We start from the raw sequence: 10,128 nt of genomic DNA, 5'->3' as shown, positions 1-10,128 counted from the left end.
TGCTGCTGGCCGGCTGGCCCGGCGTGGGCAGCGACTTCGGCGGCGTGATCGCGTTCGTGCCGGGCATCGCGGTGACCGCGCTGCTCGTCGCGGGCAAGCGGGTGTCGGTGCTGAAGCTGGCCGCGTTCTGCGTGCTGGGCGGGGTGGCGGTGTCGATCATCGCGGTGCTCGACCACCTGCGCCCGCCGGCGTCGCAGACCCACCTGGGGCGGTTCGTGGGGCAGGTGATCGACGGGACGTTCCTGCCCATGATCGGGCGCAAGCTGGGCGCCATGCTGAACACCATGCTCTCCCCTAACCTCATGCCGATCGTGCTGGCCGGCCTGGCGTTCCTGATCTTCGCGGTGCTGCGGCCCGGGCAGATCAGCGCGGGCATCGTGCCGAAGGCGTTCGCGCGGGCGCCCATGCTGCGGGCCGGGCTCGTCGGGGCGCTGGTCAGCGGCGTGGTCGGCATGCTGGTCAACGACTCGGGCACGGCCGTGCTGTCCATGGCGGTCGCGCTGGCCGTGCCGCTGGTGCTGCACGCGGGCGTGCGCTCGGCGGAGGAGCCGGACTCACCAGCCGAGGTGGAGCTCCTCGGGGGCCCGGTGGATGAACGTGGCCGCCATGACGACGTCCTCGCCGGCGAGACGTAGGCCGGGCAGCTCGCGTACGAGCAGCTCGAGGGTGACCTTGAGCTGCTCGCGGGCCAGCAGCGCGCCCGGGCAGCCGTGCACGCCGTGCCCGAACGACAGGTGCCGCACCGGCTCCCGCGCGATGTCGAACTCGTCCGGCCGCTCGAACACCGCCTCGTCCCGCCCGGCCGAGCCGAACGACACGAACACCGTCTCGCCCTCGCCGAGCGCGGTCCCCGCGAGCTCCAGCGGCCTGGTGACGGTGCGGCGGAAGCCCTGCACGGGCGCCTCGTACCGGGCCGCCTCCTCGATCGCCGCGCCCGCCAGCTCCGGCCGCTCGCACAGCAGCTCCCACTGGCCGCGCTCGCGCAGCAGGCGGTGCACGACGGTGCCGAGCAGGGCGGTCGTGGTCAGGTGGCCGGCCAGCATGACGTTCTGGGCGTTGGCCACGATCTCGTCGTGCTGCCCGGGCGTCGGCTCGCCGGGACCCGGGGCCAGGCCGCGCGACAGCTCGCCGGTCAGGCTCTCGGCGGTCCTCGACCTGGCCGCGTGCGCCGCGAAGAGGTGCCGCAGCGCGGCCACCTCGCGGGCCGCGGCGACCTGGTCGTCCTCTGACATCGGGGTGAACAGCAGGTCCTCGGCCCGGTTGCCGGCCCGGATCGCGGCGGGCACGTCGGCCGGGTCGAGGCCGAGCAGGTGGCCGATCACGGCGGCAGGGAGCGGCCTGGCGTACCCGGACATCCACTCCACGTGCCCCGCCTTGGCGAACGACGCGACCAGGTCGCCCGCCGTCGCCCGGACGAACGGCAGCGCCGCCGCCACCTTGGCCGGGGACAGGCCGCGGGTGAGCGGCCGGCGGTAGCGCGCGTGCGCCTCGCCGTCCGTGCTCAGCACCACCGGGGCGCCGCCGGGCGCGCCCGCCAGCTCCGCGAACGCCCGCGGGCCCGGGATCACGTCGGGCCGCAGCGCGCCCTTGGAGGAGAAGTCGTCCGGGCGCCCCAGCACCTCGCGCACGTCGGCGTGCCGGGCCACCAGCCAGGCGTCCAGCTCCTCGACGAAGGTCAGCCCCGGCGCGGCGCGGGCCCGGGCGTAGAGGGGATACGGGTCGCGGTAGAGCGCCTCTCGATCCACGCGTACCATCCTGCAAGCCCTGGTGGAGGGTCGACAAGATCTGAAATTTTCTTTTAGTTCACTCTTAAGCCTTGAAAGTTATATCCACGAGCGATTGAGTTCGGTCGTGCAGTCCCTCAGAATCCTCACAGCTTCGGTGCTGGCGTTAGGCCCTCTCGCCCTGGCCACGGCCCCGGCGCAGGCCGATCCCGCGCCCCCCGTAGAGGACGCGCTCAAGGCGTCGTCCTACCCGCCGCCGTCCACGCTGCTCGCCCAGGATGCCGGGCAGCGGCTGGAGACGGCCAAGAGGACCCGGCCGGTCGCGCCGGGCATCTCGCTCACCTCGTTCGACACCTACGACGCGCTCGGCTGGCTGCGCGCGGACGCGGTCACCGCCGACCTCGGCGGCGCGAAGGCCGACTACCTGTACTCCGGCGAGGTGTCCAAGACCGAGCCGCTGTCCGGGCCCGCCAAGCGCGCGCACGCCGTCGCGGCCGTCAACGGCGACTTCTTCGACATCAACAACTCCGGCGCCGCCCAGGGCATCGGCGTGCAGGACGGCTCGCTGGTGCAGTCGCCCGTCACGGGCCACGAGAACGCGGTCGCGATCACCGGTGACGGCATCGGCCGCGTGCTCAAGATGTACTTCGAGGGCACCGCCACCCCGGCCGGCGGCTCGCCCATCGCGCTCACCCAGTTCAACCAGATCGTGAAGAGCGGCGGCGTCGGGCTGTTCACGCCGCTGTGGGGCTCGTTCAACCGGGCCCGCGCCGTCGAGGGCGCCACGTCCGTCGCCGAGGTCGTCCTGGTGGACGGGGTGGTCTCCGAGGTACGCACGTCCGCCGGCACCGGCCCCATCCCCGCCGGGACGACGATCCTGCTGGGCCGCGACGCCGGGGCCACCGCCCTGTCCGCGCTGAAGGCCGGCGACCGCGTGGACGTCAAGTACCAGCCGAAGTCGTCGGACGGCAGCCAGGTCAAGGCGGCCGTGGGCGGCAACTGGGTGCTGGTCAAGGACGGGGTCGTGCAGAACTCCACCGACCCCGCCGCGCACCCCCGCACCGCCGTCGGGTTCTCGGCCGACGGCAGGAAGATGTACCTGCTGACCGTGGACGGCCGGCAGGTCGACAGCCGCGGCGTCACGCTCAACGAGCTCGCCGCCATGATGGTCGACCTCGGCGCCGCCAACGCCCTCAACCTCGACGGCGGCGGCTCCTCCACCATGCTCGCCCGCGAGCCCGGCGCCGCCGACGTCCAGGTGGAGAACAGCCCCTCCGACGGCGGCGAGCGCCACGTGCCCAACGGCCTCGCGCTCTACGCGCCCGAGGGCAGCGGCAAGCTCAAGGGCTTCTGGCTGGAGACCGCGAGCGACCCCGCCAAGGCGCCCGGTGTCGGCCCGGTCGCGGGCGGCCGCCCCGACCGCGTCTTCCCCGGCCTCACCCGGCGGCTGACCGTCGCCGGATACGACGAGACGTACGGCCCGGCGGCCGGCACGCCGTCGTGGCGGGCCAACCCGGCCGTGCACGGCGTCGTCCGCGACGGGAAGTTCCACGCTCTGGTGCCCGGCCAGACCACCGTCACCGCCTCCCGCGGCGGCGCCAAGGGCACCATCCACCTGACCGTCCTGCAGCCGCTCCAGCGGCTCGGCGCCACCGCCGACCGGCTCGGCCTGGCGGGGGCGGACGGCCCAGATGCCGACGCCGCGACGTTCGGCGTGGTCGGCTACGACCGCAACGGCAACTCCGCGCCCGTCGAGCCCTCCGACCTCACGCTCGACTACGACAAGAGCCTGTTCGAGGTCACCGCGGCCGAGCACGGCTCCTTCACCGTCAAGGCCAAGAAGGCCGTCGGGTCCGGCCTGATCACCGCCAAGGTCGGCAAGATCAGCACGGCGGTGCCGGTGACCGTCGGGTTCGAGGAGAAGCCGGTCGCCGACTTCGAGGACGCGGCGAAGTGGACGTTCGCCGCCGCCCGCGCCACCGGCTCGCTGTCGGCCGCGCCCGGCCAGAGCGGGGGCGGGCTCAAGCTCTCGTACGACTTCACCACCTCGACCGCGACCCGGGCCGCGTACGCCAGCCCGCCGCAGCAGATCGTGGTGGACGGCCAGCCGCAGGCGTTCGGGCTCTGGATCAACTCCACCGGCAAGGGTGAGTGGCCGAGCCTGGAGTTCTACGACGCGCTCGGCCAGTCGCAGATCCTGCGCGGGCCGTACATGACGTGGACCGGATGGAAGTACGTCGAGTTCGCCGTGCCTCCGGGCGTGAACTACCCGCTCAAGCTGCGGCGCTTCTACGTGGCCGAGACCAAGGCGGACGCGAAGTACACCAACGAGATCCTCATCGACGGCCTGGTGGCCAAGGTGCCGCCGTCGATCTCCGCGCCCGCCGCGCCGAAGGTCGCCGATCCGGTGGTCAAGGCCGACGTGGGCCGGATGCCGTGGCGGTTCGCGGTCATGTCGGACGCGCAGTTCGTGGCCCGGGACCCGGACAGCGACATCGTCAAGAACGCGCGCCGCACGCTGCGGGAGATCAAGGCGGCCAAGCCGGACTTCCTGCTGATCAACGGTGACCTGGTGGACGAGGCGTCGCCCGAGGACTTCGCGCTGGCGAAGAAGATCCTCGACGAGGAGCTCGGCGGAACCCTGGAATATCACTACATTCCCGGCAACCACGAGGTCATGGGCGGCAAGATCGACAACTTCAAGGCCGTCTTCGGCGACACGTACAGCACCTTCGACCACAAGGGCACGCGCTTCGTCACCCTGGACACCTCGCGCCTGAACCTGCGCGGCGGCGGCTACGACCAGGTGGCCATGCTCCGCTCCGAGCTGGACAAGGCCGCCGGCGACGCGTCGGTGGGCTCGGTCACGGTGCTGTTCCACGTGCCGCCGCGCGACCCGACGCCCGGCAAGGGCAGCCAGCTCGGCGACCGCAAGGAGGCGGCGCTGGTGGAGGGCTGGCTGGCGGACTTCCAGCGCACCACCGGCAAGGGGGCCGCCTACATCGGGGCGCACGTGGGGACGTTTCACGCCTCGCACGTGGACGCGGTGCCGTACTTCATCAACGGCAACTCCGGCAAGAACCCGGCCACCGCGCCCGACGACGGCGGGTTCACCGGGTGGTCGCTGTGGGGCGTCGACCCCGTGACGCCGGCCGAGGCCGAGCACGTGCGGCGGAACTGGTTCGCCGACGCGCCCGACTGGATCGGCACGCAGGTCCGGCCGCACCTGGACGACCTCGTGCTCACCGCCCCCGCGACCGTCGCGATCGGCGCGCCCGGCGCGGTGACGGCGGTGGTCAAGCAGGGGAGCCGTACGGTCCCCGCGGCCTACCCGGTCTCGGCGGCGTGGTCCGGATCGCCCAACCTGTACGTCGGCGGCCGTGACGGCGTCAAGCCGTGGCACGTGGCCTACTTCGACCCCTCGACGGGGACGCTGACGGCGCTGCGGCGGGGGCAGGTGACGGTCGCCGTCACGGTGAGCGGCGTCACCCGCCAGGCCACCGTGGCGCTGGCCGCCAAGGCCGCCGCCTGACCTTCTTCCGGGCGGGCGGCCTCGGCGGCCCGCCCGGGCTCCTGAACAGCCCGGTCGTACCATGAAGGGAATGCATTCATAACAGCGAGTCGCCGCCGACGTCCTCCTGACCGGCGACGCGAGCCGGCTGTACGAGGCGTTGCGCGACGGGCGCTTCGTGCTCCTGGCCCCCGTTGACGAGCCCGTCGACGAGCCCGCCGACGAGCCCGCCGTGCTTCCGCCGGCGCGGGTCAGGCACGCCACGCCGAGGAGCGCCCGCCTGCCCTCCATGCTGGTCCGTCCGGACGGTTACATCGCCTGGGCGAGCGCCGCCGCGGATCCCGCCACCCGTGTCCTCGGCCTGCGTTCCGCCCTGGCGGAATGGTGCGGCCTGCCGCCGGAGTCGTCCGTGACCGGTCGGGACGAGGCTGCCCGGTTGATGGCCTGACCTGCGCGTATGTGGGTAACAGGCCCATGGAGGTGTGGTGACCATGTCGAACAAGGACTCGGCGGCGGAGCCCGGATTCAAGATGCTGGCGGACATCAAGCCGCCCTTCATCCCCGAGGGTGCTTCGGGGATGACCATCCTCGTCGAGTGGGCTCCGGGCCACCCCGGCCTTGCTCCGCACCGCCACGCGGGTTCGGCCTTCGGCTACGTGATCGATGGCGCGATACGGTTCGAGCTCGAAGGTGAGCCGGAGCGGGTGGTCGAGGCCGGTGAGACGTTCTGGGAGCCGGGCGGCGACGTGATCCACTACCAGGACGGCAACGCCTTGCCGGACGCGCCGACCAAGTTCGTCGTGTTCATGCTGTGCGCGCCCGGTCAGCCGATGCTGACGTACGTCGATGAGGCGGAGCTGGCGCAGCGGGCCCATTTGCGCGCCCCGCGCCCCGCCGCCGGGCAGGGCCCGCAAGGGTCTTGAAAGCATACGTCGGTCCTCGGCAAGTCAGCTGAAATCGGCGTATCGCACATTGTCGTCATCTCGCCACGAAAGGACGGCCCCTGATGACGATCCCCCGCACCCTCGCCGGTCTTGCCATCGCCGCCACCGCCACCATCGCCGCTGTCACGACCATCGCCCCCGCCGCACAGGCCGCGACCGCGGCGGACTCGGCCGCGTGGGGCCCGTACTACGCGCCGGGGCGCGCCGCCCACGCCGTGGGCACGCTGACGGCCACGGGGGAGGACCACGCCGACCTGCCGACGGCCGACGTCGTCCGGGTCTCGGGCAAGGTGTACGACCACACGCGGCCCGCCGCCACCTGCGGCTGGGCGGTCTTCCGCATCACGTACCGCTCCGGGAGCAACCTGCCGTTCCGCCAGCACGCGGTGCGCGACTGCTCGTACCGCACCCCGAAGCGGTTCTCGTTCTCCTACCGGGACGTCTACCAGGTCGAGCTCAAGGTCTGCTCGGAGTCCAAGTCCGCCAAGCCGTCCCTCGTCTGCCAGTACGCGGGCACCTGGAAGACCCTCTACCTGTCGAAGTAGGCACCCTCAGATCTCGGAGATGATCTGCTGGCGCTTGGCGGCGTACTCGTCGTCCGTGATCGCCCCCGTCGTGCGGAGCGCCTCCAGCTCCTCCAGACGCTGGGCGGCGGACCGCTCGGACGGCGAGCCGGCGCCGGCCGCCTGTTGGGCGGCGGCCCGGCGCACCACGGCCTGGATCTGCTGACGCAGCTCCGGCTTGGAGCGCACGTCCAACATGCCGTTCAGCGGGATGCCGTTGGCCTTGAGGAGCTGCAGGATCTCCATGAGCGGTCCGGCCTGGCCGCTCAGGTCGTAGGTCCTGTTCTCCTCGGCCAGGCTGAACGTGGCCGGCATCAGCCCGTTCACCAGAGCGCTGCGCTCCCAGTCGATCTGGTGCTCCTGCGTGGCCGGATCGACGAGTACGACGAGCCTGCGCGCGTTGAAGTTGCCCGTCCGCGTCACACTGGCCAGCACGCGGTCCTGGGTGTCGAACGCGAACCCCGGGCCCTCGATGCGCAGGCCGAGCCTGATCAGCGGCTGGTCGTTGATCCTGGTGCCGGTCTCCGACATGCCGGTGATCTGGGCGAGCGTCAGCACTCCGCTCCGCTCCAGGGCGGCGGTCCTGGCGGCCGCCTTCGCGCCGCGGCGGGCCAGGGCCACCGCGACCACCACGTCGGACACCGTGAGCACCAGGCCGACGTAGAACATCCACTGGATCTCCGCGCGTTCGGCCGGGCCGAGCGCGAGGTAGACGATCACGAAGATCGGGCCGACCAGCCCTCCGCAGAGCAGGACGACCAGTTGTGACCTCAGATAACGCCCGAACATCGGCCTGCTCCCGTCAGTGGGGCGGTGGATCGGGTGCCAGAGTAACGAGCGGTGATCTCGGTCAGGGATCCGTTTGAGGAAGAAACGGACCGTTCCATCGACGCTTGGAGGCGGCCCTGGAGGGGAAATATGCGGATTGTTAGCCTTTCAGGAGGTTCTCCTGGTGCTCGAGAGACTCAATGGACAAACTCTCTGACGACGACCTGGCGCTCTTACTGCTGATCCGATTCTTCGAGCTGAAGCTGCTCTCGCTCTTCGAGCGCGGCGAGCTCAACGGCACCACGCACACCTGCCTCGGCCAGGAGTACGTCCCCGTCTCCCTGCGGACGCTCCTGCGCGAGAGCGACTGGATCTTCAGCAACCACCGGGGCCATGGCCACTATCTGGCCAGGTTCGAGGACCCGGAGGGACTGCTGGCCGAGATCATGGGCAGGAAGGGGGCGATCTGCGACGGCGTCGGCGGCAGCCAGCACCTCAAGCGCGGCCGCTACCTGTCCACCGGCGTCCAGGGCCAGAGCCTGCCCGTGGCGGCCGGGGTCGCGTTGCGGCTGAAGCGGCACGAGCCGGGCGCGCTGGCGTGCGTCTACATCGGCGACGGCACCTGGGGGGAGGGAGCCGTGTACGAGGCGCTCAACCTGGCCCAGCTCTGGCGGCTCCCGCTCCTGGTCGTGGTCGAGCACAACGGCATCGCCCAGTCCACGCCGACGGGGCTGCAGATGGCGGGCACGGTGGAGGGGCGGGCCCGGGCGTTCGGCGTGGCGCACCACCGGGTGGACATCGCGGAAATGGACGAAATCCGCGGTCGGCTGGCGCCTCTCGTCGACCGGGTGCGGACGGAGTCGCGCCCGCTCGTCGTGGAGTTCGCCACCCATCGCCTCGGCCCTCACAGCAAGGGCGACGACACCCGGCCGCCGGACTTTCCCCGCTTCGACTGGTATGCCGCCTACCAGGCCGCGTACCCCGTACAGTCCGCCGGGATCGAGGCGGAGGCCCGTACCCGGATCGACCGGATCGCGGCCGAGGTCGCCGCCCGGCCGCCGTCCGTCTGGACGCCGGCGTGACGGTCGGCGGGGCGCCCGCGCGCAGGGTGCGGGTCGGTGAGGACCTCAACCGCGCGCTGCACGGGCTCCTCGAGGACGACCCCTCCGTGTACGTCCTGGGCGAGGACCTCCTCGACCCCTACGGCGGCGCCTTCAAGATCACCAAGGGTCTGTCCACCCGTTTCCCCGGCCGCGTGCTCACCACCCCGCTCAGCGAGGGCGCCGTCGTCGGCGCGGCCTCGGGGCTGGCGCTGGCGGGCGGCAAGGCGGTCGTGGAGATCATGTTCGCCGACTTCGTGGCGCTCGCCTTCGACCAGATCCTCAACTTCGCCGGCAAATCCGTCACCATGTACGGGACCCGCGTACCCCTCCCGCTGGTGATCCGGTGCCCGTCCGGCGGCCACCGCGGTTACGGTCCCACCCACAGCCAGAGCCCGCAGAAGCACTTCATCGGGATTCCCGGGCTGTCGCTGTTCGAGATGTCACCCTTCCACGACAACCGGGCCGTGCTCGACCGCATGCTGGCGCTGGGCGAGCCGTGCCTGCTGTTCGAGGACAAGGTGCTCTACACGCGGCGGATGTACGAGGTGGACGAGCTGTTCACGTGGGAGCTGGTGGGCGACGTGGCGGTGGTCCGCCTCGACACCGGGGGACCCGGCGGTCTCGACATCCCCTCCGGCGATCTCGACTACGTGCTGATCACCCCCGGCGGGGTCGCCCACCGCGCGCTGGCCGCCATGCGAACCCTGCTGCTCGACCACGACCTGACCGGCGTCCTGATGGTCCCCTCGCGCCTGTACCCCTTCGACCCGTCGGAGCTGCTGCCGCTGCTCGGGCGGGCGCCGCTGGTGTGCGTGGCCGAGGACGGCAGCGCGGGCGGCACCTGGGGCGACCACGTGGCCGCCGACCTGCACACCCGCCTCTGGGGCCGCCTGCGGCGCCCGGTCCGGCTGGTCAGCTCGGCGGACAGTGTGATCCCCACGGCCGCCCACCTGGAGCGCGAGGTGCTCGTCCAGGACTCCACGATCCGCCGTGCCGTGCTGGAGGGGTTGGATGGCTGAGATCCGGGTGCCGAAGCTGAACACCAACGACTCGGCGTACGTGCTGCTGGAATGGCTGGTGGCGGATGGCGCGCCGGTGCGGGGGGATGACGTGGTGGCGTCGGTGGAGACGTCCAAGACGGTGGAGGAGCTGATCAGCGGGCACGACGGGATCCTGGTCCAGCTGATCCCGGCCGGCGCCGACTGCACCCCGGGCCAACCCATCGCCCACATCACCCCCCACCCCGCATCACCCCCCACCCCACCTCCACCCGCCCCCGCCCCGCTTTCGCCCCCGCCTGCGCCCGCCCCCGCGCCCGCCCCGCCTTCGTTCGCGCTTCCCTCGGCCGTGCCCTCGCCCGCCTCGGGCGCGCTTGCGGCGGTCTCCGGTGACGCCCTGCCCGCCAAAGCGCCGCTGATCACGGCGCCCGCGCAGGCGCTCATCGACGAGCTGGGCATCGACCCTGCCCGCGTGCGCGACCTGCCCGTGAAGGTGGTGCGGCGCGCCGACGTCGAG

The 10,128-nt window shown here is 72.0% G+C and carries 9 protein-coding genes and 1 pseudogene; 8 read left to right on the top strand and 2 right to left on the bottom strand.

Features of this window, described 5'->3' with window-relative positions; genetic code table 11:
* A pseudogene (locus ACWDX9_RS53890) lies at positions 1-635 on the top strand (hypothetical protein); the annotation flags it as partial.
* Here ACWDX9_RS53890 and ACWDX9_RS53885 read toward each other — a convergent pair.
* Positions 555-1,745 (bottom strand): cytochrome P450, encoded by a 1,191-nt coding sequence (locus ACWDX9_RS53885; protein ID WP_449970008.1) that lies wholly within the window; start codon positions 1,743-1,745, stop codon positions 555-557. The pseudogene ACWDX9_RS53890 and the gene ACWDX9_RS53885 sit on opposite strands and share 81 nt — an antisense overlap.
* Before the next feature lie 106 nt (positions 1,746-1,851).
* Between ACWDX9_RS53885 and ACWDX9_RS53880 the strand changes: the two genes are divergently transcribed.
* The 4 genes from ACWDX9_RS53880 to ACWDX9_RS53865 all read left to right on the top strand — a co-directional run bounded on the left by ACWDX9_RS53880 (position 1,852) and on the right by ACWDX9_RS53865 (position 6,724).
* Positions 1,852-5,256, top strand: a complete 3,405-nt coding sequence (locus ACWDX9_RS53880; RefSeq protein ID WP_449970005.1) for a phosphodiester glycosidase family protein — start codon at positions 1,852-1,854, stop codon at positions 5,254-5,256.
* Between the two features lie 106 nt (positions 5,257-5,362).
* Complete coding sequence (locus ACWDX9_RS53875; RefSeq protein WP_449970015.1) at positions 5,363-5,683, top strand: aromatic-ring hydroxylase C-terminal domain-containing protein; 321 nt, start codon at positions 5,363-5,365, stop codon at positions 5,681-5,683.
* Positions 5,684-5,726: 43 nt separating this feature from the next.
* Complete coding sequence (locus ACWDX9_RS53870) at positions 5,727-6,158, top strand: cupin domain-containing protein (RefSeq protein WP_449970011.1); 432 nt, start codon at positions 5,727-5,729, stop codon at positions 6,156-6,158.
* An 83-nt stretch (positions 6,159-6,241) separates the two neighbouring features.
* Complete coding sequence (locus ACWDX9_RS53865) at positions 6,242-6,724, top strand: hypothetical protein (protein WP_350727900.1); 483 nt, start codon at positions 6,242-6,244, stop codon at positions 6,722-6,724.
* A 6-nt stretch (positions 6,725-6,730) separates the two neighbouring features.
* On the opposite strand, the gene ACWDX9_RS53860 is transcribed toward ACWDX9_RS53865, so the two are convergent.
* Complete coding sequence (locus ACWDX9_RS53860; protein WP_449970002.1) at positions 6,731-7,531, bottom strand: SHOCT domain-containing protein; 801 nt, start codon at positions 7,529-7,531, stop codon at positions 6,731-6,733.
* Positions 7,532-7,710: 179 nt separating this feature from the next.
* Between ACWDX9_RS53860 and ACWDX9_RS53855 the strand changes: the two genes are divergently transcribed.
* The 3 genes from ACWDX9_RS53855 to ACWDX9_RS53845 form a co-directional block, all read left to right on the top strand.
* Complete coding sequence (locus ACWDX9_RS53855) at positions 7,711-8,592, top strand: thiamine pyrophosphate-dependent dehydrogenase E1 component subunit alpha (protein WP_449969999.1); 882 nt, start codon at positions 7,711-7,713, stop codon at positions 8,590-8,592.
* Entirely contained in the window at positions 8,589-9,632 is a 1,044-nt protein-coding gene (locus ACWDX9_RS53850; RefSeq protein WP_449969996.1) for an alpha-ketoacid dehydrogenase subunit beta, read from the top strand. Before ACWDX9_RS53855 ends, ACWDX9_RS53850 begins: the two co-directional genes overlap by 4 nt.
* On the top strand, positions 9,625-10,128 hold a 504-nt coding region (locus ACWDX9_RS53845), incomplete at its 3' end, for a biotin/lipoyl-containing protein (protein ID WP_449969993.1). The genes ACWDX9_RS53850 and ACWDX9_RS53845, both read left to right, overlap by 8 nt.

This window comes from Nonomuraea sp. NPDC003201, assembly GCF_053590415.1.
This window is presented reverse-complemented; position numbering and strand designations above follow the sequence as displayed.